This window comes from Gilvimarinus sp. F26214L (assembly GCF_054401055.1).
The window spans coordinates 137,720-160,053 of the sequence record NZ_JBTIYG010000003.1 but is presented as its reverse complement, the minus strand read 5'-3'; the positions used below and the strand labels follow the sequence as shown (position 1 = coordinate 160,053).

19 protein-coding genes and 1 pseudogene are annotated in these 22,334 nt (G+C 58.5%); 13 read left to right on the top strand and 7 right to left on the bottom strand.

Annotated elements, in window-relative coordinates:
* Positions 1 to 5 precede the first annotated feature (5 nt).
* From ACURWW_RS04645 to ACURWW_RS04605, 9 genes are all read left to right on the top strand, one after another.
* The gene (locus ACURWW_RS04645; RefSeq protein WP_445616691.1) at positions 6 to 962 is read left to right on the top strand and encodes a D-alanine--D-alanine ligase; all 957 of its coding nucleotides are present in this window, start codon (positions 6 to 8) and stop codon (positions 960 to 962) included.
* Positions 963 to 974: 12 nt separating this feature from the next.
* Entirely contained in the window at positions 975 to 1,808 is an 834-nt protein-coding gene (locus ACURWW_RS04640; RefSeq protein WP_445616692.1) for a cell division protein FtsQ/DivIB, read from the top strand.
* A 60-nt stretch (positions 1,809 to 1,868) separates the two neighbouring features.
* Complete coding sequence (gene ftsA / locus ACURWW_RS04635) at positions 1,869 to 3,101, top strand: cell division protein FtsA (RefSeq protein ID WP_445616693.1); 1,233 nt, start codon at positions 1,869 to 1,871, stop codon at positions 3,099 to 3,101.
* 55 nt (positions 3,102 to 3,156) lie between these two features.
* Positions 3,157 to 4,326, top strand: a complete 1,170-nt coding sequence (gene ftsZ / locus ACURWW_RS04630; RefSeq protein ID WP_445616694.1) for a cell division protein FtsZ — start codon at positions 3,157 to 3,159, stop codon at positions 4,324 to 4,326.
* 313 nt (positions 4,327 to 4,639) lie between these two features.
* Positions 4,640 to 5,548: a UDP-3-O-acyl-N-acetylglucosamine deacetylase gene (lpxC, locus tag ACURWW_RS04625; RefSeq protein ID WP_445616695.1), complete on the top strand. Its 909-nt coding sequence runs from the start codon at positions 4,640 to 4,642 to the stop codon at positions 5,546 to 5,548.
* Between the two features lie 388 nt (positions 5,549 to 5,936).
* On the top strand, positions 5,937 to 6,866 hold the full coding sequence (locus ACURWW_RS04620; RefSeq protein WP_445616696.1) for a peptidoglycan DD-metalloendopeptidase family protein: 930 nt from the start codon (positions 5,937 to 5,939) through the stop codon (positions 6,864 to 6,866).
* Positions 6,867 to 7,087: 221 nt separating this feature from the next.
* Positions 7,088 to 9,817 (top strand): preprotein translocase subunit SecA, encoded by a 2,730-nt coding sequence (secA, locus tag ACURWW_RS04615; RefSeq protein WP_445616697.1) that lies wholly within the window; start codon positions 7,088 to 7,090, stop codon positions 9,815 to 9,817.
* A 209-nt stretch (positions 9,818 to 10,026) separates the two neighbouring features.
* The gene (argJ, locus tag ACURWW_RS04610) at positions 10,027 to 11,253 is read left to right on the top strand and encodes a bifunctional glutamate N-acetyltransferase/amino-acid acetyltransferase ArgJ (protein ID WP_445616698.1); all 1,227 of its coding nucleotides are present in this window, start codon (positions 10,027 to 10,029) and stop codon (positions 11,251 to 11,253) included.
* Between the two features lies 1 nt (position 11,254).
* Positions 11,255 to 12,208 (top strand): Nudix family hydrolase, encoded by a 954-nt coding sequence (locus tag ACURWW_RS04605; protein ID WP_445616699.1) that lies wholly within the window; start codon positions 11,255 to 11,257, stop codon positions 12,206 to 12,208.
* Positions 12,209 to 12,213: 5 nt separating this feature from the next.
* Here ACURWW_RS04605 and yacG read toward each other — a convergent pair whose 3' ends face one another.
* From yacG to pilB, 5 genes are all read right to left on the bottom strand, one after another.
* Complete coding sequence (yacG, locus tag ACURWW_RS04600; protein WP_445616700.1) at positions 12,214 to 12,408, bottom strand: DNA gyrase inhibitor YacG; 195 nt, start codon at positions 12,406 to 12,408, stop codon at positions 12,214 to 12,216.
* Between the two features lie 178 nt (positions 12,409 to 12,586).
* Positions 12,587 to 13,186: a dephospho-CoA kinase gene (gene coaE, locus ACURWW_RS04595; RefSeq protein WP_445616701.1), complete on the bottom strand. Its 600-nt coding sequence runs from the start codon at positions 13,184 to 13,186 to the stop codon at positions 12,587 to 12,589.
* A 32-nt stretch (positions 13,187 to 13,218) separates the two neighbouring features.
* A complete protein-coding gene (locus tag ACURWW_RS04590; RefSeq protein WP_445616702.1) occupies positions 13,219 to 14,091 on the bottom strand; it encodes a prepilin peptidase in 873 nt (290 codons plus the stop codon).
* Between the two features lie 3 nt (positions 14,092 to 14,094).
* On the bottom strand, positions 14,095 to 15,321 hold the full coding sequence (locus ACURWW_RS04585; protein WP_445616703.1) for a type II secretion system F family protein: 1,227 nt from the start codon (positions 15,319 to 15,321) through the stop codon (positions 14,095 to 14,097).
* Positions 15,322 to 15,325: 4 nt separating this feature from the next.
* The gene (gene pilB / locus ACURWW_RS04580; protein WP_445616704.1) at positions 15,326 to 17,056 is read right to left on the bottom strand and encodes a type IV-A pilus assembly ATPase PilB; all 1,731 of its coding nucleotides are present in this window, start codon (positions 17,054 to 17,056) and stop codon (positions 15,326 to 15,328) included.
* A 351-nt stretch (positions 17,057 to 17,407) separates the two neighbouring features.
* Between pilB and ACURWW_RS04575 the strand changes: the two are divergent.
* The 4 genes and pseudogenes from ACURWW_RS04575 to ACURWW_RS04560 form a co-directional block, all read left to right on the top strand.
* Positions 17,408 to 17,522, top strand: a pseudogene (locus ACURWW_RS04575) (pilin); the annotation flags it as partial.
* A gap of 14 nt (positions 17,523 to 17,536) precedes the next feature.
* A complete protein-coding gene (locus ACURWW_RS04570; RefSeq protein WP_445616750.1) occupies positions 17,537 to 17,890 on the top strand; it encodes a pilin in 354 nt (117 codons plus the stop codon).
* 101 nt (positions 17,891 to 17,991) lie between these two features.
* Positions 17,992 to 19,173, top strand: coding sequence for a serine hydrolase domain-containing protein (locus ACURWW_RS04565; RefSeq protein WP_445616705.1), 1,182 nt, complete (start codon positions 17,992 to 17,994; stop codon positions 19,171 to 19,173).
* Entirely contained in the window at positions 19,170 to 20,639 is a 1,470-nt protein-coding gene (locus ACURWW_RS04560; protein WP_445616706.1) for an O-antigen ligase family protein, read from the top strand. Before ACURWW_RS04565 ends, ACURWW_RS04560 begins: the two co-directional genes overlap by 4 nt.
* On the opposite strand, the gene nadC is transcribed toward ACURWW_RS04560, so the two are convergent.
* Both nadC and ACURWW_RS04550 read right to left on the bottom strand, forming a co-directional pair.
* Positions 20,636 to 21,496, bottom strand: coding sequence for a carboxylating nicotinate-nucleotide diphosphorylase (gene nadC, locus ACURWW_RS04555; RefSeq protein ID WP_445616707.1), 861 nt, complete (start codon positions 21,494 to 21,496; stop codon positions 20,636 to 20,638). The genes ACURWW_RS04560 and nadC overlap by 4 nt on opposite strands.
* Positions 21,497 to 21,557: 61 nt before the next feature.
* Positions 21,558 to 22,040, bottom strand: a complete 483-nt coding sequence (locus ACURWW_RS04550) for a retropepsin-like aspartic protease family protein (protein ID WP_445616708.1) — start codon at positions 22,038 to 22,040, stop codon at positions 21,558 to 21,560.
* Positions 22,041 to 22,334: the final 294 nt, after the last annotated feature.

The window sequence follows — 22,334 nt, the reverse complement described above, 5'->3', positions numbered from 1 at the left end:
TCATCATGAGCACACGAGAAAACATGAAGACGGTTGCTCCGGCCAGCGAAGAGTTGCGCCGGGAGCTTGGGCGGGTGGCCGTTCTTTTCGGTGGCGTTTCCGCCGAGCGTGAGGTTTCCCTGCAATCCGGGGCTGCGGTTCTGGAGGCCCTCAAGGGGGCTAACGTGGACGCATTCGGAATCGATCTGGGCAGCAACGCCCTGGAGCAGATTCAGGGCGCGCAAATGAACCGTGCGTTCATCGTTCTGCACGGCGCCGCTGGCGAAGACGGCAGGGTGCAGGCGCTGCTGAGTGCAATGGATATTCCGTTTACAGGCAGTCCCATGGCGGCTTCCGCTTTGGCCATGGACAAACTCCGCAGCAAGCTCCTGTGGCAGGGATCAGGACTCCCGACTCCGAAGTTCGCAGTTCTTCGAGATGAAACTGATTGGCAACAGATTCTTGGGGAGCTCGGTGGGGCCGCTATGGTCAAGCCGGCCCACGAAGGTTCGAGCATTGGAATGTCCCGGGTCACGTCCGGCGAAGAACTGGAACGCGCCTATGAGGCCGCTCGCACTTATGACACTTCGGTAATAGCGGAAGCCCTCATCCAGGGCCCGGAGTACACGGTCACAATTCTTGGTGACCAGGTGCTGCCCGCGATCCGCCTCGAAACAGACAACGTCTTTTACGATTACGAAGCGAAGTACCTCTCGGACGAAACCCGTTACCACTGCCCCTGCGGTCTGGCGCCGGAACGGGAGCAGGATTTGAAAGACCTGGCCCTCCAAGCCTACCGAAGCATCGGTTGCGAGGGTTGGGGGCGCGTGGACGTCATGGCCGACGCCGCGGGCAACTTCTACCTGCTGGAGGCGAATACCGTGCCCGGCATGACCAGCCACAGTCTGGTCCCGATGGCGGCGAAGGCGGCTGGCCTCTCCTTTGAGGACCTGGTTTTGAACATTCTTGTGAGCAAAGGTTAAGGGAACGATTCCATGGCCCAGGCGGAGCACAAGACGAAAAGGCGCGGCGCCACCGTACGGGGAAGGGCAGCGCGACGTTCAGGCGGAATGGGCCGCATTGCCCGCCGTCTCGCCCAGCTCGGTGCGGGCCTGTGTGTGCTGGCCGCTATTGGATGCGCGGGTTATTACGGCAAGAATTTTGTCGAGCGCGCCTCGGACCGCCCCATCAATAATATCGGGGTTGAAGGGACATTTGCCTACGTCAGTGAACAGCAGATTTCGGACATTGTGACTCCCATGATCGTCGGCGGCTTCCTGCAGTCGCCGCTTTCGGCCATCAAGGAGAAGCTGGAGGATAACCCGTGGATAGCCCAGGCAGCAGTCAGCCGTCGCTGGCCCGATGAGTTGTTCATCTCCATCACGGAGGAACAACCGATTGCCCGCTGGGCAGACCGGGGTTTTCTCAACCACCGTGGCGAATTCATTGCGGTGGAGATGAACGGGCACCTCACAGGCCTCCCGTTGCTGACAGGTGCCGCGGGTCAGGAGCGGACGATGATGAAAAATTACCAGAAGCTGGCTCAGACGCTGGGCTCACATGGATTGAAGATCCGCGAGTTCTACAGTGATGAGTTGCTGAGCTGGGATCTGGTCTTGGCGAATGGTCTGAAAATAACCATTGGACGCGATCAGACCATGGAGAAGATTCAGCGCTTCCTGGTGGTGTACAACCGCGAGTTGCACAGCAGGTTGAATGAAGTGGCCCGCATCGACCTGCGATATGGGAACGGGCTTGCAGTGGAATGGAAGACGGCAACGGCGGATTCAACGCAACAGGCCGTCGAAAATTCGGATAAGAAAGCATAAGCAGTTGCCAGTCAATCACGGCGAGCTGCTAACAGGGCATTATTAGGCGAGGTCTAGCAAATGGCGGGTTCAAACGATAATCGAATGATCGTTGGCTTGGACATCGGTACATCCAAAGTCGTTGCCATTGTTGGGGAAGTTACCAGCGACGGAAGAATCGAAGTGGTGGGGATTGGCTCCAATCGCTCCACGGGTTTGAAAAAAGGGGTGGTCGTCAATATTGAGTCCACTGTCCAGTCCATCCAGCGGGCCATTGAAGAGGCCGAGTTGATGGCCGGGTGTCAGATTCATTCTGTCTACGCGGGTATCGCGGGCAGCCATATCCGCAGTCTCAACTCTCACGGAATCGTGGCGATCAAGGATCGCGAAGTGTTCTCGCAGGATATCGACCGAGTGATCGACGCAGCTCAGGCCGTAGCGATCCCGGCGGATCAGAAGGTGCTGCACATCCTGCCTCAGGAGTACCTGATTGATGAACAGGAAGGCGTGAAGGAGCCACTTGGCATGTCAGGCGTTCGCCTGGAGGCCAAAGTGCATCTGGTGACCTGCGCGGTGAATGCAGCCCAGAACATCGAAAAGTGCATTCGCCGGTGCGGCCTGGACGTGGACGACATTATTCTGGAACAACTGGCTTCCAGTTACTCGGTATTGACAGAGGATGAGAAGGAACTGGGAGTGTGTGTCGTGGACGTCGGGGGCGGAACCACCGATATCGCGGTGTTCACCGAGGGGGCCATTCGCCATACGGGCGTGATCCCCATCGCGGGCGACCAGGTTACCAACGACATCGCCATGGCCCTGCGCACGCCCACGCCCCACGCGGAAGAAATCAAGATCAAGTACGCCTGCGCACTGGCGAAGCTAACCGGTGCCGACGAGACCATCAAGGTGCCCAGCGTTGGCGATCGCGCGCCCCGGGACTTGTCCCGCCAGGCCCTCGCGGAAGTGGTGGAGCCGCGCTACGACGAACTGTTCACACTGGTGCAGGCCGAGCTGCGTCGCAGCGGTTTTGAGGATCTGCTTGCGGCAGGCATTGTTCTGACCGGAGGCACCTCGAAGATGGAAGGGGTGGTGGAACTCGCCGAAGAGATCTTTCATATGCCGGTTCGCCTTGGCGCGCCCACCAATGTGCGAGGCCTGAAGGACATTGTCGACAACCCTATCTACTCCACAGGAGTCGGCCTGTTGATGTACGGGCTGCAACAACAAACTAACGGAGAAGGCCGGATCAATCGTCCTGCCGGCGGCTCGTTCTGGGGAAGAGTCAGAAACTGGTACCAGGGAAATTTTTAATTCGCAAATCAATACGAACAAATTAAACTTCGCGCTTCACAAAAGGGGATCCATTATGTTTCAACTCGTTGACAACATGCCGCAAAACGCAGTGATCAAGGTGATCGGTATCGGTGGTGGCGGTGGCAACGCCGTCAAGCACATGATCGACAACGACGTGGAAGGTGTCGAGTTCATCTGTGCGAACACCGATGCGCAAGCACTCAAGGACATTAACGCGCGCACCGTTCTGCAACTCGGAAACAACATGACGAAGGGACTGGGCGCCGGCGCCAACCCGGAAATCGGCCGTCAGGCAGCGATGGAAGACCGGGAGCGCATTGCCGAAGTTCTTCACGGAGCCGATATGGTCTTCATTACCGCCGGCATGGGTGGCGGCACCGGTACGGGCGGTACTCCGGTGGTGGCAGAGGTGGCCCGCGAGCTTGGCATTCTCACCGTGGCGGTGGTTACCCGGCCATTCAGTTTCGAAGGCCGCAAGCGTTCTCTGGTGGCGGATGAAGGCATCCGCGACCTTCAGGACCGGGTTGACTCCCTGATCACCATCCCCAATGAAAAGCTGCTCTCCGTATTGGGCAAGCAGACCAGTCTGCTGGATGCTTTCAAGGCAGCCAACAACGTCTTGCTGGGTGCGGTCCAGGGGATCGCCGATCTGATCATCCGCCCCGGCATGATCAACGTGGATTTCGCAGATGTGCGTACGGTGATGTCGGAAATGGGCATGGCCATGATGGGCACTGGCCGGGCGGTTGGCGAGAACCGCGCGCGCGAGGCGGCCGAGGCGGCCATCCACAGCCCGCTCCTTGAGGACATCAACCTCCAGGGCGCCCGCGGAATCCTGGTAAACATTACCGCGGGGCCGGATCTGTCCCTGGGCGAGTTTTCGGAAGTGGGTGACACCGTGGAGGAGTTTGCCTCCAGCGATGCCACCGTGGTTGTAGGTACGGTGATCGACCCCGAATTGACCGATGAACTGCGGGTGACCGTGGTGGCAACTGGCCTGGGTAATGAGAAGTCGGAAGCGGCCCCGAGCTCCACCAAGGTGGTCGTGGACAATACCCAGCGTCGTACCGGGCAGCCGGACTACAGCAGCCTGGACCGCCCGACCGTGCTGCGCACCAAGGCAGCGGCCGGATCTTCGCGGCCCAAGGTGCAATCACACCTGGACGACAGTGAGATGGAATACCTGGATATCCCCGCTTTCCTCCGACGCCAGGCGGATTAGGGTCTATAATCGACTCTTCCCGCCGCTGCCCTTCGGACCGGTGCTATAAAAGGCATACCGATCGATGGGCGGGTTGCGCACGGATCCCCACTGTGCTGGAAGGGTCGATTGCAACACGGGCTTCTCCGCGTGAAGCTGGTAACATTTTCACATCGCCGGGTCGCCAGCCCGGCGCGCTTTGGCTATATAAAGCATCAGTATCAATAAAGCCTGGGTATTAGGAAGTACGTCCTAATACTTAAGCATTGTTCCTGGTCAATCTTTTCTGATAGTATTGCCGCCTCCGCGGCCTCCACTGGTGAAACTTTAATCGATGATCAAACAAAGAACACTAAAGAATGAAATTCGGGCCACCGGTGTTGGCTTGCACACAGGCCAGAAAGTCCTTCTTACGCTGAAACCCGCAGCGGTTGATACGGGTATTCTGTTTCGCCGGGTCGATCTGGACCCGGTCGTGGAGATCGAAGCAAAAGCCGAAAATGTGGGGGACACGACGCTCTCCACCTCACTGATGAAGGGCGACGTCAAGGTCTCCACAGTTGAGCACCTGTTATCGGCCATGGCGGGCCTGGGTATCGACAATGTTATTGTCGAGGTCAACGCTTCTGAAGTTCCGATCATGGATGGCTCCGCGGGGCCCTTCGTATTCCTGCTGCAATCAGCAGGCATCATTGAACAGAATGCTCCGAAGAAATTCATTCGAATCAAAAAGCCGGTTACAGTAACAGAAGGCGATAAGCAGGCCGCGTTCCTGCCCTTCGACGGCTTCAAGGTAAGCTTCTCCATCGACTTCGATCACCCGGTCTTTCGCGATCGCCAGACCGAAGCGGCGGTGGATTTCTCCAGCACCTCCTTTGTTAAAGAGGTGAGTCGTGCCCGAACCTTCGGTTTCATGCACGAGTTCGAATACCTGCGCTCCAAGGGCCTTGCCAAGGGCGGCAGTATGGATAACGCAATCGTGGTGGATGAGTACCGCATCCTCAATGAAGACGGCCTGCGGTACCAGGACGAGTTCGTCAAGCACAAGGTACTCGATGCAATTGGCGACCTTTATCTGCTGGGCAACAGCCTGATCGGTGAGTTCAAGGCCCACAAGTCGGGTCACGCCCTGAACAACCGTTCTCTCCGCGAGCTGATTGCGCGGGAAGACGCCTGGGAAGTGGTGACTTTCGAAGACGAGGCCACTGCCCCGATCTCCTACATGCAACCCATACTCGCCTGATTCGACCTTTTTGCGGTCCGCACAAAGGGATTGGATTAACCTGCCTTAATCTTGAGCACGAGCATCGGTAATGCCGACTGCTCGTGGCTCTCGTGGTGCCGCCCATCAAAAAAGTTGAGGTTCCGCTCAAAAAGCCATTGGCAATCCGTTGTTTTCTATGCCATATTTTCCTGTGCTTGAGCTGGAGTGACGCTTGACGCCTGCTTCCCGCGGCGGAAGCACAGAAATGCGGCACGCAAAAATCCCAACCGATAAAAAATAGCGCCTAAGTCACTGTCGGCCAATGAAATTTACTTGAGGTATAGCTGAGCCAGCGTAAACTGTTGGGCTCGCCACACGATGTAGGGGTTTGGCACATGGTCTGTCGAAGGGCGCTGGCAACACACACATGAAAGTTATTCTGGTCAGCAAACGCAACGGGCGCACCCGTAGCTTCACCCTCGGTGGCTGGACTCGCGGCCTGGTTTCCCTTTGTTTTATCGGCTCTCTGACGGCCCTCGGATACATGGTGGCGATCCAGCAGGAGCGGCACGATGGAGAGCTCTTTTCCGAACAGTCCACCCGTATGTGGAACCAGGCGCTCGAGGAGCAAAAAGCGCAGATCGCCGAAGCGCGCCGCCAGGCGGAAGAGCGGCTCGGTGCCTTGACGCTGCGCGTCGCGGAGCTCCAGGCACGCCTGCTCCGGCTCGACGCGCTTGGTGAACGCCTGACGACCATCGCCAAACTCGACCAGGGCGAATTCGACTTCAGCCAGCCGCCGGCAGTGGGTGGCCCGGAATCCGTTGCCATGGGTGAGGCCTATCAGGCCCCCGACTTCCTGCAGATGATCCAGCAACTGGGCGATCAGATCGAGGATCGCGAACTGCAGCTCGAAACCCTTGAGGCCCTGCTGGCCAAGCAGAATATCCAGAGCGACATTTTCATTGCCGGGCGCCCCATCACCAAAGGCTGGATGTCGTCCCGCTACGGCCGCCGTACGGACCCCTTCAATGGCAATATCGCCTGGCACGCGGGGGTGGACTTCGCGGGCAAGCAAGGCTCCGAAGTGGTTTCCGTTGCAGCCGGTGTGGTGACCTGGTCCGGTGAGCGATACGGCTACGGCCAAATGGTGGAAGTCAATCACGGCGGTGGGTTCTCCACCCGTTATGCCCACAACCACGAGAACCTGGTAGAGGTGGGCGAGGTGGTCCAGAAGGGCCAGGTTATCGCCAAGATGGGCTCCAGTGGCCGTTCCACCGGCCCGCACGTGCACTTTGAAGTGTACAAAAACGGTCGCACCGTCGACCCTGCGACCTATATTCACCGCGCTTCACGCTGATTTTCCCCTCAAGCTGCTTCCCTTCCCTGGCAGGGTTTATTTCCCCGGAAACGAACCCATTACAATGAGCCAGGGAGCGGAATCCCGCGGCACCTTCCGTTTGTCCGAGCTTCGTGCTCGCACCCCCCAAAAGTAGCAATCGAGCCACCGCCTGTAGTAGATTGTGCGACATTTTTTGAATCTGGCACTGATCGGTGGCCGCACAACAATTGGATTGACACATGATAGGCAGATTACTTCGCTCCATCTTCGGATCAAAAAATGACCGAGAACTGCGCCGCATGCGCAAGGTTGTTGCGCGCATCAACCAGCTGGAAGAATCCATGCAGGCCCTCGATGATGCGGCACTGAGCGCCAAAACCGAAGAGTTCCGCAAGCGTTTTGCCGATGGGGAAACCCTCGACCAGTTGCTGCCGGAGGCCTTCGCGGCCGTCCGCGAAGCCAGCCGCCGCACCCTGGGGCTACGTCATTTCGATGTGCAGTTGATTGGTGGGATGGTGCTGCACGAAGGCAAGATCTCGGAGATGAAAACCGGGGAGGGTAAAACCCTGGTCTCCACCCTGGCCGCCTATCTCAACGCGATCCCGGGAACGGGCGTACACCTGGTGACGGTGAACGACTATCTGGCGAGCCGGGATGCGGAATGGATGGGACCCATCTATCGATTTATGGGTATGACGGTCGGGGTGATTCAGTCCATGCAGCCGGCGCAGGCCAAGCGGGACGCCTACAACGCAGACATTACCTACGGCACTAACAACGAGTATGGTTTTGATTACCTGCGGGACAATATGGCCCTGCGACTGCAGGACAAGGTGCAGCGGCCCCTGAACTACGCCATCGTGGATGAGGTGGACTCCATCCTCATCGATGAAGCCCGAACCCCGCTTATAATCTCCGGCGCCGCCCAGGACAGTTCCGAACTGTACAAGCGCATCAATACTCTCATTCCCAAGCTCCGCAAACAGGAGGGCGAGGAGGATGAGGGTCACTATCTGGTGGACGAGAAGACCCGCCAGGTGGAGATGACGGAAGTGGGGCACCAGTTGGTTGAGGACCTGTTGACCCAGGCGGGCCTGCTCGGGGAGGACGACAGCCTCTACTCTCCCGCAAATCTCGGCCTGGTACACCACGTTAACTCGGCCTTGCGGGCCCACGCTCTCTTTCACCGGGATGTGGACTACATCATTCAGAACGATCAGGTGGTGCTGATCGATGAACACACCGGCCGCACCATGCCGGGCCGGCGCCTGTCCGAGGGGCTGCATCAGGCCATCGAGGCAAAGGAAGGGGTGGCCATCCAGAGCGAAAGCCAGACCCTCGCTTCCACTACATTTCAGAACTACTTCCGCCTGTATGACAAGCTGTCCGGCATGACCGGTACTGCGGACACGGAGGCCTTTGAATTCCGCCAGATCTACGGCTTGGACGTGGTGGTGATACCCACCAACAAACCGGTGGCACGTACCGATCTGAACGACCTGGTCTACCTCACCATGGAAGAGAAGTACTCGGCCATCATCGAGGACATCAAGTCGCTGAAAGAGAAGAATGCGCCGGTGCTGGTGGGCGTTGCCTCCATCGAGACTTCCGAGGAAGTGTCCCGCCGGCTCAAGGCCGCAAAAATCGAGCACCAGGTGCTGAACGCCAAGTTTCACGAGAAGGAAGCGGAAATCATCGCCCAGGCCGGGCGACCGGGCACAGTGACCATTGCCACCAACATGGCCGGTCGCGGCACGGACATCATGCTCGGCGGCAACTGGGAAGCGGAAGTGGCCAAGGTGGAATCGCCCACTCCCGAGCAGAAAGAACAGATCAAGGCCGAGTGGCAGCAGCGCCACGACACGGTGATCGAAGCGGGCGGTCTGCACATCATCTGTACCGAACGCAACGAGTCGCGCCGCATCGACAACCAGTTCCGCGGACGCGCCGGTCGTCAGGGGGATCCGGGTGTATCGCGCTTCTACCTGTCCATGGAAGACAACCTGATGCGGATCTTCGCCTCGGACTCCATGCGTAACTTCATGCAGCGCCTGGGCATGGAAAAAGGCGAGGCCATCGAGAGCCGCATGCTCACCAATACCATCGAGAACGCCCAGCGCAAGGTGGAAGGTCGCAACTTCGACATCCGCAAGCAGTTGCTCGAGTACGACGACGTGGCCAACGACCAGCGCCAGGTGGTCTACCAACAGAGGCAGGACCTGCTGGAGTCGGAGGACATCGCCGAGGCAATCACGGCAATCCGACGGGATGTAATCAACGACACCATCAGTGGCTTCGTACCACCCCAGAGTATCGAGGAGCAGTGGGACATTCCTGGCCTGGAACAGCACCTGGCCGCCGAGTTTCACTTGCAGTTGCCGGTGCAGAAGTGGCTCGATGAAGATGAAAATCTGCACGAGGAATCCCTGCGCGAGCGCATTCTCGATGCGGCCCAGAAGGCCTACGACGAGAAGTGCGAGCGCTTCGGCGACGTCATCCGGGACATCGAAAAGCAGGTCATGCTGCAGGTGCTGGACAGCCGCTGGAAAGAGCATCTGGCCAACATGGACCACCTGCGTCAGGGCATCGGTCTGCGCGCCTACGCCCAGAAGAATCCCAAGCAGGAATACAAGCGGGAGGCCTTCGAGCTGTTTCAGTCCATGCTCAATGGCATTCAGCAGGAGACCATCCGCATTCTGGCCCGCATCGAACCCATGAGCCAGGAACAGGTGGCAGAAATGGAGCGCCGGCAGCGCGAAGCGCTGGAGCGCCAGAAACTGGAACTCCAGCACGCGGAAGCGGCCGGACTGGGCGAGGCGGAGCCCGCGCAGGAGGGCGGCGAGCGTCCTCAGCAAGCGGCAGCCCAGCAGACTCCCTATGTGCGCGAGGGGCAGAAAGTGGGCCGCAACGATCCCTGCCCCTGTGGGTCCGGCAAGAAGTATAAGCAGTGCCATGGTCGTCTGTCCTGACGGCAAGCACTCTGAAGCCAGGGCGCTGAAGGCGCCAATATTGGCAACATAGGGCCGCTGCCTCTCAGGCTCGGCCCCAACTCATCAGATGTGTTCCGCGCGCTGATTGCCGCCCGGCGCGCGGGCTTCGCATTGTTTCGCTTGAACTCGTCAGGCCCTGGCGCTACTTTCGCTGATTATCGTTTGCAATTCTCCAGAGACTCACCTCCATGACCGTAGGCGAAATCCCTCTTTATGAAATCCCGGCGCTTGCCGGCGTCAACCTGGGCACCGTCGGGGCTGCCATTAAACGGGTCGGCCGCGACGATATCCTCGTCATCGAGTTGGCGGAAGGCAGTACAGCCGCCGGCGTGTTCACTCAAAACGCTTTCTGCGCAGCGCCAGTAACTCTCGCCCGGCAACACCTCCGTGCCTGCGAAAACTGCGTGCGTTACCTGGTGATCAACGCGGGTAATGCCAATGCCTGCACCGGAGAGCAGGGGCTCAGAGATGCCCGAAGAATCTGCCAGCAGATCGCCGATGAGAAAGGTGTAAGTGTGGAGCAGGTGCTGCCCTTCTCCACGGGCGTGATCGGTGAGTTGCTCCCGGTGCAAAAGATGTTGCAGGCCCTGCCTCAAGCCCTTGCGGGCCTGGAAGGCAACAACTGGATCCGCGCGGCGCGCAGCATCATGACCACCGATACGGTGCCCAAGGCTGTGAGCCGGCAGTTCGCCTTTGAAGGAGAGACCGTCACGGTAACCGGCATCGCCAAAGGGTCGGGGATGATCAAGCCCAACATGGCCACCATGCTGGGCTTCGTGGCAACGGATGCAGCCGTTGATGCCGGTGTCCTGGATGCCGTCCTGCGGCGGGCCACGAGCAAGTCCTTCAATCGCATTGTGATTGACGGGGATACCTCCACCAATGATGCCTGCATCCTGATGGCGAGCGGTCAGGCCGGGGTGCCGGCCATTGCCGCGGCGGAAGGCAGCCTCTATGAGAGCTTTGCTGATACCGTGGAGCAGGTGTTCGTGGAACTGGCGCAGATGATGGTGCGCGACGGCGAAGGCGCCACGAAGTTTATCGAGATCAATGTAGCCGGCGGCGGGACGGAAGAGGAATGCCGGAAGGTGGGTTACGCCATCGCCCAGTCGCCCCTGGTGAAGACGGCATTCTTCGCATCCGACCCCAACTGGGGCCGCATCGTGGCCGCCATCGGCTACGCGGGTGTGGAGGGGCTGGATCCCGCCCGGGTGTCCGTCCGGTTGGGGGATGTGCTGATCGTCGATCAGGGCACCCGGGCACAGTCCTATTCGGAGGAGCAGGGCCAGGCGGTGATGAACCAGAGCGACATCGCCATAAATGTGGACCTGGGGCGCGGTAGCGCGGAACAGACTCTCTGGACCACGGATTTCTCCCACGAATACGTCCGCATCAACGCGGAGTACCGGACCTGACATGACCGACTACCTCCATGTGGCCGTGGGTGTTGTGCGGGACGAGGATGGCCGGGTGCTCCTCGCCAAACGCCGGGACGATGTTCACCAGGGTGGCCTGTGGGAGTTTCCAGGCGGCAAGGTCGAGCCGGGCGAATCCATCGAAACCGCGCTGGCCCGTGAACTCCACGAGGAACTGCTGATCGGGATTGAGTCCAGTGAGCCTCTCATTCAGATCCGTCACCACTACCCGGATAAAAGCGTGTTGCTGGATGTAAGGCAGGTCACCCGGTTCAGCGGCGCTCCGCGCGGCAACGAAGGCCAACCGCTGGCGTGGGTGGATGTCGGCGAGCTGGGCCCGCACGGGGACTATCCTTTGCCGGCGGCCAACCGGACCATCGTGAAAGCCCTGAACCTACCGGACGCCATGCTCATCAGCGGCGCTCTTGGGGACCGTGACGAGTTTTTAATGCGGCTGGAACAGGCGCTGGAAAAGGGTATTCGGCTGGTGCTGCTCAGGCCCGCGGAAGGGATGAACCGGCTGGCACCCGAAGAGCGGGCGAAGTTGGTGGAAGGGGCCCTGCAGATGTGTACGGCCTACGGGGCCAGAGTAATCCTGCATCAGGCCATTGGAGACGAGCAGGAGGCCCAGGGGCTGCACCTGACCGCTCAGGGTTTGATGGCCTGCGATGGGCGCCCCACAGCGCCTGGCCAGCTCTGCGGGGCCTCTTGCCATACGGAGGAGGAGTTGCTGCGTGCGGAACAGCTGGATCTGGATTACGCGCTGTTATCCCCGGTGGCGCAGACCGCGACGCATCCGAATCAGCCGCCCCTCGGCTGGGAGCGCTTCGCCGCTTTGGTTGAGGCCGTGAACATCCCGATCTATGCACTTGGGGGGCTCGGGATGGATAATCTATCCCGTGCAAAAGAAGCCGGCGCCCAGGGAGTAGCCGCAATCCGCGCGTTCTGGGGCTGAGCGATTTAGAACTCTTCTTCGTCGGCGGAGGAGCTGCTGTCCACGTCCTTGTCGCCGGGTATCCGGTGCTTTTCTTCCGCCCACTCGCCAAAATCAATCATCTGACAGCGTTTGGAGCAGAACGGGCGGTAGGGGAAGTCCTCGGTCCAGAGGACCGGTGCCTTGCACTGGGGACATTCAAGTTCGAGTGGCTCGGGCATAGTGCGGCTGTTCAGGTTGAAGTGGTTGCGCGTGGAGTACGCGATCGAACACCAGGCCACGGCGATGCAGGCGAGGAGTTCGGAGCAAGGCGGGAATGTGCCCGAATGAGCGCCCTATTTCAAGTGGAAAAGAGTTCGAGTCGAAAAGGAGTTTCCAAAGGCCTGCCCACGGTTCGCGTCAAGCACCGGCAGCCCGTGAAAGATAATCCTCGTGGAGCGCTTTTACTTCTTCGGCCAGTTGCTCGAGGGTATTGTCGTTAACAATGACGTCGTCCGCGTACTTGAGGCGCTGATCCCGACTGGCCTGGGCTGCCATGATTGCGCGAATCTGCTCCTCGCTGCTGGCATCCCGGGCCATTGCTCGCTCGAGTTGCAGTTCCTCGGGCACGTCTACCACCAGAATCCGCTGGGTCAGGCGGTTCTGTCCGGTTTCCACCAGCAGCGGCGAGACCAGCATGGCATAGGGGCTGCTCGCCGCGGCGAGCTGACGTTGGATTTCCCGGTAGATCAGCGGATGGAGCAGGCGCTCCAGCCAGCCCCGCTCTCCCGCATCATCAAAGATCTTCTTGCGCAAAGCCGCCCGGTTGAGACTGCCGTCCTGCTGCAGAATGTCCGGGCCGAAATGCTCGGCGATTTTCTCCAGGGCCGGCTGTCCCTTTTCCACCACCAGGCGGGAGGCGATGTCCGCATCAACAACAGTGATGCCGTGGGACTCGAAGAGGGCGGACACAGCGGATTTGCCACTGCCGATGCCGCCCGTCAGACCGACTACATACATGGGCTTTCCCGCTCTGGAAGAGCTATCAGGGATTACTGCAGGTTCGCGAGTTGCAGGTAATACTGACCCAGTTGCTCACCCCAAAGCAAGGTGATCAATCCGGCAATGGCCAGATAGGGCCCGAAGGGAATGGGGATGTTCTTGTCCCGGCCCTGAATGAGAATGCCGGCGACGCCGATCACGGCCCCCACGAAGGAGGACAGCAGAATCACCGCCGGCAGGGACTGCCAGCCCATCCACGCCCCCAGGGCCGCCAGCAGCTTGAAATCCCCGTAGCCCATGCCTTCCTTGCCCGTGAGCAGCTTGAATACCCAGAACACAGACCAGAGCACCAGATAACCGGCCACCGCGCCATAGACGGCGTCCTGGAGCGGAACAAACATGCCCGCACTGTTAACGATCAAGCCCAGCCACAGGAGGGGCAGGGTAATGTTGTCTGGCAGAAGCTGGGTGTCGATGTCAATGACCGTGAGCGCGATCAGACCCCACAGCAGCAACAGCGCAAAAAGCCCCTGTTCCGTGGGCCCAAAATGGAAAATTACCCCGGCCGAAAGCAGGCCCGTAACCAGTTCCACCAGCGGGTAGCGAGGGGAAATGCGCGCCTGGCAGTTGGCGCAGCGCCCCCGCAGGAAGATGTAGCTCAACAGAGGGATGTTTTGCCAGGCGCGGATCTTGTGTCCACAGGCCGGACAGTGGGAGGCGGGCACAAAAAGATTGAATGGCTCTTCACCGCCGGTTGGTGTGTCCATTTCCAGCAGATCGCAGCAGTCCGCGCGCCAGGAGTTGGTCATCATTTTGGGCACGCGGAGAATAACAACATTCAGGAAGCTGCCGATCACCAGGCCGAGAATTCCGAAAAACGCGACGATCAGCCCGAGGGGCAACTGGCTCAATTGTGATTCCATGGATCAGATCACCGAGCCAAGTTGGAAGATGGGCATGTACATGGCCACCATGAGACCGCCGATCAGGATGCCGAGTACGGCCATGATCATGGGTTCGAGCATGGCGGTGAGGTTGTCCACCATATTATCTACGGCCTCCTCATAGAAGGAGGCCACTTTATCGAGCATTTCATCCAGAGCTCCGGATTCCTCACCGATGGCGGTCATCTGGACCAGCAGGGCCGGGAACAGGCCAGACCCGCGGAGTGACTGGTTGAGCTGAATACCCGTGGACACCTCTTCTCGAATACGCAGGATCGCGGATTCATAGATGCGATTGCCTGTTGCGCCTGCCACCGAGGTAAGCGCGTCAATAAGCGGTACGCCCGCGGCGAAGGTGGTTGAAAGCGTTCGTCCGAAGCGGGCCATAATGGACTGGTAGATGATGTCGCCAATGATGGGCATTTTGAGTGACAAGCGATCCACTCCCGTCGCGAACGCTTTGGAACGTTGCCGGGCTTCTTTGAATAGAAAGAATAAGGCTATCGCGCCCGCCAGTCCTATGAACCACCATTCCTGGACGAACTCGGATATGCTTAGAACGAAAAGCGTAAATGCGGGAAGATCGGCCCCAAAACCCGCAAAGGTTTCGGCAAAGGTAGGAACAACCTTGACCAACAGGATGCCAGTGACCACAACGGCAACAACAACGACTGCGATCGGGTAGGTCATGGCCTTCTTTATTTTGGCCTTGAGCGCTTCGGATTTTTCCTTGTAGGTAGCAACCCGATCGAGCATGGTTTCGAGAGCGCCCGATTGCTCTCCGGATTCGATCAGATTACAGAACAGATCATCAAAATACTTGGGATGTTTGCGCAGGCTCGGAGCAAACCCACTGCCCGCTGCCACGTCCTCGCGTATGGACAGAAGAAGCTCCTTCAGACTGGGGTTTTCCAGACCGTCCGCTACGATCTCAAAGCTTTGTACGAGCGGCACACCAGCCTTCATCATGGTCGCCATCTGCCGTGTGAACATGGCGATGTCCATGGGTTTAATGGCTTTTTTGGACGCTCCCCCAAAAAGCGGCTTGGGCTTCTTGCGCACACCTTTGGCGCGGATGCCCTGCTTCATCAGCTGGGCGCGTACCAGAGCCGAGCTCTGGCCCTTCATTTCACCTTCGACCTTGTTTCCCTTCTTGTCCACTCCCTTGTAGATGAAAACGTCGGATTTGCTTGCGGCTACTGTTGCCATTGTTCTAGTCCTTCGTTACCCGATTCGCCTCTTCGAGGCTCGTTAAACCTGTTGCCGCCTTACGCAGAGCCGAGACTCGCAGGTTCCGAAAGCCTTCTTCGTTTGCAAGTTTAGCAATCTGCAGGGAATTACCCCCTTCCATTATAAGGCTGGCGATCTTGGGCGTGATGCGAACCACTTCATAGACGCCCACCCGGCCCTTGTAGCCGTTGGTGCACTGGGAGCAGCCCGCCGGGTGGAAGAGAGTGAGGTCCTTGCGTTCGATGCCGATCTCATCGAAGCCCTCCTGGGTGAGGATGTGATCGGGGATATCCTTGGCGGGTTTTTTACAGTTCCCGCACAGGCGCCGGGCCAATCGCTGGGCGATAATCACACTCACGGTGGTAGCTACGTTGAAGGCGGGGACTCCCATGTTCAGCAGACGGGTGAGCGTCTCGGGCGCACTGTTGGTGTGCAGGGTGGAAAGCACAAGGTGACCCGTCTGGGCCGCCTTGATGGCGATCTCCGCCGTTTCCAGATCCCGGATCTCCCCCACCATCACGATGTCCGGGTCCTGACGCAGGAAGGAGCGCAGGGCCTCGGCAAACGTAAGGCCAACCCGGGTGTTCATCTGAACCTGGTTAATGCCTTCCAGGTTGATCTCCACCGGGTCTTCCGCCGTGGAGATGTTCCGTTCCGGCGTATTGAGAATATTCAGACCGGTATAGAGGGACACCGTCTTACCACTCCCGGTCGGGCCCGTGACCAGGATCATGCCCTGGGGCTGGTTCAGCGCATCCAGATAGAGCTGCTTCTGGTCTTCCTCGTAGCCAAGAGCATCGATGCCGAGCTTGGCGGAGCTGGGGTCCAGGATACGCAGTACGATCTTCTCCCCGAACAGGGTGGGCAGGGTGTTCACCCGGAAGTCGATGGCCCGGGATCGGGATATCTTCATTTTGATCCGCCCGTCCTGGGGCACCCTGCGTTCAGAGATGTCCATCTGGGACATCACTTTCAGGCGCGCGGCCAGGCGGCCGGCCAAGTTGATCGGCGGTCGGGCCATTTCCTTGAGGATGCCGTCGGTGCGGAAGCGAACCCGGTAGGTTTTTTCGTAGGGTTCGAAGTGAATGTCCGAGGCCCCGCCGCGAATTGCGTCCAGCAGCACCTTGTTGATGAACTTGACGATGGGCGCCTCGTCCGCCTCCACGTCTTCATCGTCCACCTCTGCCGGATCCTGGGCTCCTCCTTCAACATCCAGGTTGTCCAGCGTCTCGTCATCCAGCCCGCCCAGGGCATCGCCGATGGATTCTTCCTGGCGATTCAGGTAGGCCTCGATGGCCTGGGCCAGCTTGTCCGGCTCCACGACAATGGGTTCGACGTTTTTGCCGGTATTGAACTTGATCTCGTCGAAGGCGTGCAGGTTGGTAGGGTCGGACACGGCGATAAACACCCGGTTGCCCCGCTTGTAAAGCGGCAGCACGTGATGCTTCTGAACCAGCTTCTGGTCGATCAGGTCCGAGGGAATGTGCTCGGGACTGAAGGCCGCCAGTTCCAGCAGTGGGGTGCCGAATTCATCGCTGGCCGCGGCGGCCACGGCGAGACTGTCCACCTTTGCGTCGTTTACGAGTTGAATCGCAAAGGGCGTTTTGCTCCGTGCAGATTGAGCCAGCGTACTCTGCGCGGTTTGTTCGTCGATGATGCCGTCATTAATCAGCCGTCGGGCGAGGCCGCTAATCACGGGGGATTTGGCATTCATGGGCGTTGGATCTCAGGGTGGCCGGCTATTCTTATAGTCGATAACAGGTAGATTGCCTAACACTATGTAAATCAAAGGCTTTAGTCAATCGATGTGAGTGTTGAGCGCAAGGTTCGGTTCTGGCGGTTTATCGCAAGCCGACGAGACGAAAACCGAAGGAATGTGACGTATTTTGTCAGCGATTTGGTCGGTGAGGAAGGTGGAAGGCCGCTTCAAGCGGCGTCCGAACGGCCAAGGCTGAGCTTGGCCCGGAAGTTGCTCGCGGCATGTCAGTGTCCGGATGCGTGTTGCAGCATCGGGCCGGGTTCTACCCAAACAAAGTTATCCAAATATCTGCTATCGGAGTTCACTATGAAAGCAAAACAACAGGGCTTCACGCTCATCGAACTGATGATCGTAGTCGCTATCATCGGTATTCTGGCCGCTGTGGCGATTCCTCAGTATCAGAACTATGTAACCAAATCTCAGGTTAGCCGGGTCATGGGCGAAATCGGCGCACTGCGAACTGCAGCCGAGCTTTGCTTCAACGAAGGCGACGACGAAACCCAATGCAACTGGGGTTTCAGCGGAAGCAGCCTGCTGGGTGGATCTAACCTGGTAGCGATTAACGATCAGTCAGATACGCCAATCCCAGGCTTCACGGCGTTTATCAATGCAGCCGCCACCGCGGGCAGCAACACCATTGAAATGAATGCGGCCTTCGGCAACGGAGCTTCGGGCGTGATTCAAGAAAAATACCTCAAATGGTCACGTGATTTCTATGGTGCGTGGACCTGTACGACTAACGTCGACGCAAATTACGCTCCGACAGGTTGTGACGTAAGCAGCACCTAAGATAGGCAGCATGCGATCGAAAATGCCCCCGAACGGGGGCATTTTTTTTGGGTAAGGTGCACGCGAAACTACGGCAGACTCTAAGAATGAAAAGGCGTTTGGTGGATATCACGATTGTCGTGGGGCTGGTGTCCCTCGTGGCAACGGGTGCCCACTTCTGGATTGCCGACCGGCTCGCCATCTTTCGAGCGATATATCCCGTCGAGGCACAACTTAGCGTAATGAGCGGGCGGTGCAGTGCCGAAGCGCCAGAGTGGATGGAGGTGGTACTGGAAAAGATCACTCGGAAGGGTGGTTCTCTCTCGAACCAGCTGGTATTCATGACCTCTGGGGGGCGCCTGCACCATTGTGAAAACGGGTGGAAGAACGTCCCGGTTCTTTCGCCGAGGGTGGATCAGTACACCCGATTCCGCTACGCGAGCCTGACCAAGATCTTCACGGCGGATGCAGTGCTGCAACTGGTGTCGGAGGGAAAACTCCAACTGGACAGTAAGTTAATTGAGTTTATCCCTGATCTTTCACCCTTGAAGGATCCTCGTGTTGCAAGCATTACGATCGAGCAATTGCTGCGTCATCAGGCGGGGTTCGATCGTTTTCAGACGCTCGATGTAATGTTCGCTCACGGTCAAAAGCCCTGGTGTCCCTACGATCTTCAGGTGTTGGCGAAATTCACCCTCGACTTTGCTCCGGGCGAGCGACACAGCTACTCGAATCGAGGCTATTGTTTACTTGGCCAGGTAATCGAAGGCGTAACGGGAAGCACCTACCAGGACCATATTCGGAAACACTATTTGGATGACGAATCAGGAATCCAATTCGTACACGGACCTTACATGCCCGACGAAGTGCATTATGATTTTCGCAATGACGACTTTTATGGCGAAACGTACCACAGGTTCTTTGATTTCGAGGCACTGGCTCCTGTGGCGTCCTTGTCCGGCAGTGCTGCCGCTCTTGCCGTGTCGGTAAAAAGAATGCTTTCTCGCGATAGGTTGAATCTGTTGTCGGCACAGGTGCCCCAAAACTGTGGCAGAGATCGTCACGAGGATTGCTTCGGCTTTGCACTGTATCCCTATTCCGAGAGGGGGGGCACACGAGTCTATCTTCAGAAGGGTTTGCTTCCGGGGGCTGAGTCACTGCTAATGGTTGACGAGAATGGCGGAGTACTGGTGATTTTATCAAGTGGTACTGCTTTGACGGGAGAGCAGAGAAAAAGTCTGTTGAGCAATATCTATCGGGCCAGAGTGGGCGGCATGACTAAGCATGGAAGCGCCTCGCAGTGATTCTGGCTAAAAATAATCTCGCTACAGCGGCACGGAGTCTGGTTCCACTTTCGGTAGTGGCTCTCATTGTCGTTGCTTTAGTCGGCGACAGTGGTCAAATGATGGGCAGCTATGATCGGGCCCGGTTTTTTCTGATGATCGTGTGTTCAGTTGTCCTGATTTCCTGCTTTTGGGTGGTGTACCGGCCCCCACTCGTTGTATTGATGGGATTCTCGATCTTCATTGGCGCTGGATTGGCTTCACTCCTGAGCTCTGATGTGTCCTCGGCAACGCTTGCCGAAGTCTTGCAATACCTCGTGTACTTCACGGCCGCTTGGCTTCTTGCTTCGATGTTTTTTGCACACCCAGAAGACGAATGGATTCGTTATTCCAATTTTTTAGTGGTAGCAATTGGAATCGGGGTTAGCGTCTACGCGCTGCTGACCTTGCTTACGTATGGCTGGTTCCTTGCCGACGGTGGGGGTGCGTTACACATTCATCTGCCAATTGGATTTCCGCACCGACGATTCTGGAGTCATTTGGCTACCTGGAGTTTGCCGCTTTTTCCGGTCCTTCTGTTGTGGCTGTCTGATAAAGGCGCCTCACCAGCTACCCTGTGGGCCCTGAGGGCCGCAGCTGGAGTTTGGATCTGGGTGCTGATGCTGAGTATGGGTCGTGGTAGCCTTGTTTCCCTCTCAACGGCGATGATATTTGTCGCAATTGTCCTGGGGGCAAGCGGTCGGGTGTTGTTTAGGGAAATGCTCAGAATCGTGGCAGTGGGAGTGCTGTTGTGGCTCCTTTTGAGTTACGCCGTCCCTGATTGGCTGTTTGATGCTGCGGCGAAAGGGAGAGATTTTCACACTACGAGCAGTGGTCGTCTCGGGCTGTGGGCCCGTGCGTGGGAACTCAGCCTGCAGAACTTCCCGCTTGGGGTTGGCCCGCTTGGCTGGCCCACGGAAGACTCAACGGTTGCGGCACCACATAGCATGCTGTGGGTGTGGGCCTCCGAGTGGGGGTGGTTGTCCATACTCGGACTGCTGTTGATTGTGGGAGCGACGGTTCGGCAATGGCTCAAACTGCGGCGTTCCGTTGTGGACGAGGGGCCGACCGAGCGAGGTCTGCGAATAACGGGTCTCACTGCTTCTGTGGTTGCAGCGCTTATTCATTCCCAGGTATCGGGGATATTCATCCTGCCTTGGTCGATGTTTCTCGGTCTCTGGATTCTGGCTTTGTTCCTGGCCGTGGTGTGGCGGCCTGCTCTCGTCAATAATACGTCCTGTTTGGGTAATGCTTCATTCTGGAAAAAAGGAATGGCAGGCGTTGTGGTCGCCGCGCTTTTGACGGGCACATGGTACGCTGTGCTCGAATATCACTCCCAAATGGTCGAATACAATCTCGTCGATTGGGAGAGAAAGAAACCCCGTTTCTGGATTGACGGCAGGGTGCCATTTCGGGGAGCGGAGCCGCAGAGCGCGGATGGCTCCTAACCAATCCGCATCGAAAGGTCGATTGCCCGCAGATGCTTTGTGAGGGCGCCCGACGAGGCGTAATCCACGGCCATTCCCGCGAGATGACTGAGAGCGGAGGCTTCAAGATTTCCCGATACCTCATACTGAGAGGCGCTGTGCAACTCGGAGCGTAAACGGACCGCCTGGGTCAGCATTTCGCCCGAGAAATTATCCAACATAATCACATCCGCCTGCGCCTCCAGCGCTTGGACCAGTTCCTCCACGTTCTCCACTTCCACTTCCACGGTCTTGCCGGGCTGTTGCCGCCGGGCTTCCTCCACCGCCTGTTTGATGCCGCCGCACGCGGCGATGTGGTTTTCCTTGATCAGGAAGGCGTCGAACAGTCCGATACGGTGGTTGTGGCAGCCACCGCAGCGCACGGCGTATTTCTGGGCGGTGCGCAGGCCCGGGATGGTTTTGCGGGTATCCAGGATTTTGATGGCGGAGTCCTTGACCAGGTCCGCAAACTGGCGGGCGGTGGTGGCGGTGCCCGAGAGGAGCTGGAGGAAGTTGAGGGCGGTGCGCTCGCCGGTGAGCAGGCTGCGGCTCTTGCCCTTGAGTGTGCAGAGGGTGGTATTGGCCGCAATGCGGTCGCCGTCCTTGACCATCCATTGAATACTTACGTCCGGGTCCAGTTGTCGGAAGACCTCATCGACCCAGGGCGTGCCGCAGACAACGCAGTCCTCGCGGGTGAGGACGGTGGCTTCTGCTTGTTGTTCGGCGGGGATCAGGCGGGCGGTGATGTCGCCATCGCCGATGTCTTCTTCCAGGGCGATGCGCACGCTGCGGCTGATGTCGGCTTCGAGGTCGGGAAGGAGCTTGGAAAAATCGGTCATGGATTCGATGGTGGTCGGGGCTGAAAGAGGCCGTGGATCATAGCAGTTTTGCCTTAGCTGTTCACGGTGCGTACTGGCGCAGGGTCAGCTCGGTGCCTTTCTGGATCAGCTCCACCTGGCGCAGGGCACTCATGCCCAGCAGTATTTCCTTGCCGGACATGCCCGGATTGATGCTGGCCCGCACGTCTTCAAAGCGAATGGGTCCCAGGGTGAGTTCGCGGATCATGGTGCGGCGGATCTCCACGGTGCCGTTGGCGGTCTGGGCGTAGGCCCGGGCGCCCGGTTGCAGGCCCAGGTCCTCCGCAAGGCCCGCGGGCACCACCACGTCCGTGGCCCCGGTGTCCAGCAGGAAGGTGACCTTGCGACCGTTGATCTCGCCGGTGGCCACGTAGTGGTGAAAGCGGTTGCCCTGCAGGGTCACCTCCCGGGCCCCCTCCAGGGTCTGGCCCTGGAGGTTGCTGTTGGGATTGAACTGACGCTCTTCCCAGTTCCCGAAGGCGAGAACGAGCAGCGCCAGCCCAACGGCCCAACCGATGAACAGCATGTGCCTACCGAGCCGCGCGTGGGAAGGGGAGGAATCTGAGGGCATCTTGGCAAACTCGACGGAAAAATGGGTTTAATTTACTTTTGGAGTCAGAACTTGCGGGTCGCTTCGTTTTAGTAATAAAAGGGCCGGCGGTCTTATTACCACTGTGTGAATGGTTTCTCGAACTGGCTATTTGTCTCTGAGTCAGCCGGCAGTCGCGATATATACTCCAACTCCAGTAAAAGCACGATCCTGCCATCATAGCAGGCTGCCGGAAGTCGGTCTGCGAGGACTTGCTCCGGCACAACTGCT

Excerpts from the sequence above, each read along its gene's own strand:
- yacG (WP_445616700.1), bottom strand. The coding sequence starts at position 12,408 with ATGCCCGAGCCACTCGAACTTGAATGTCCCCAGTGCAAGGCACCGGTC.
- ACURWW_RS04640 (WP_445616692.1), top strand. The coding sequence starts at position 975 with ATGGCCCAGGCGGAGCACAAGACGAAAAGGCGCGGCGCCACCGTACGG.
- argJ (WP_445616698.1), top strand. The coding sequence starts at position 10,027 with ATGACCGTAGGCGAAATCCCTCTTTATGAAATCCCGGCGCTTGCCGGC.
- ACURWW_RS04620 (WP_445616696.1), top strand. The coding sequence starts at position 5,937 with ATGAAAGTTATTCTGGTCAGCAAACGCAACGGGCGCACCCGTAGCTTC.
- lpxC (WP_445616695.1), top strand. The coding sequence starts at position 4,640 with ATGATCAAACAAAGAACACTAAAGAATGAAATTCGGGCCACCGGTGTT.
- ACURWW_RS04570 (WP_445616750.1), top strand. The coding sequence starts at position 17,537 with ATGGGCGAAATCGGCGCACTGCGAACTGCAGCCGAGCTTTGCTTCAAC.
- nadC (WP_445616707.1), bottom strand. The coding sequence starts at position 21,496 with ATGACCGATTTTTCCAAGCTCCTTCCCGACCTCGAAGCCGACATCAGC.
- secA (WP_445616697.1), top strand. The coding sequence starts at position 7,088 with ATGATAGGCAGATTACTTCGCTCCATCTTCGGATCAAAAAATGACCGA.
- ACURWW_RS04605 (WP_445616699.1), top strand. The coding sequence starts at position 11,255 with ATGACCGACTACCTCCATGTGGCCGTGGGTGTTGTGCGGGACGAGGAT.
- ACURWW_RS04645 (WP_445616691.1), top strand. The coding sequence starts at position 6 with ATGAGCACACGAGAAAACATGAAGACGGTTGCTCCGGCCAGCGAAGAG.
- ACURWW_RS04550 (WP_445616708.1), bottom strand. The coding sequence starts at position 22,040 with ATGCTGTTCATCGGTTGGGCCGTTGGGCTGGCGCTGCTCGTTCTCGCC.
- ACURWW_RS04590 (WP_445616702.1), bottom strand. The coding sequence starts at position 14,091 with ATGGAATCACAATTGAGCCAGTTGCCCCTCGGGCTGATCGTCGCGTTT.
- ftsA (WP_445616693.1), top strand. The coding sequence starts at position 1,869 with ATGGCGGGTTCAAACGATAATCGAATGATCGTTGGCTTGGACATCGGT.
- pilB (WP_445616704.1), bottom strand. The coding sequence starts at position 17,056 with ATGAATGCCAAATCCCCCGTGATTAGCGGCCTCGCCCGACGGCTGATT.
- coaE (WP_445616701.1), bottom strand. The coding sequence starts at position 13,186 with ATGTATGTAGTCGGTCTGACGGGCGGCATCGGCAGTGGCAAATCCGCT.
- ftsZ (WP_445616694.1), top strand. The coding sequence starts at position 3,157 with ATGTTTCAACTCGTTGACAACATGCCGCAAAACGCAGTGATCAAGGTG.
- ACURWW_RS04585 (WP_445616703.1), bottom strand. The coding sequence starts at position 15,321 with ATGGCAACAGTAGCCGCAAGCAAATCCGACGTTTTCATCTACAAGGGA.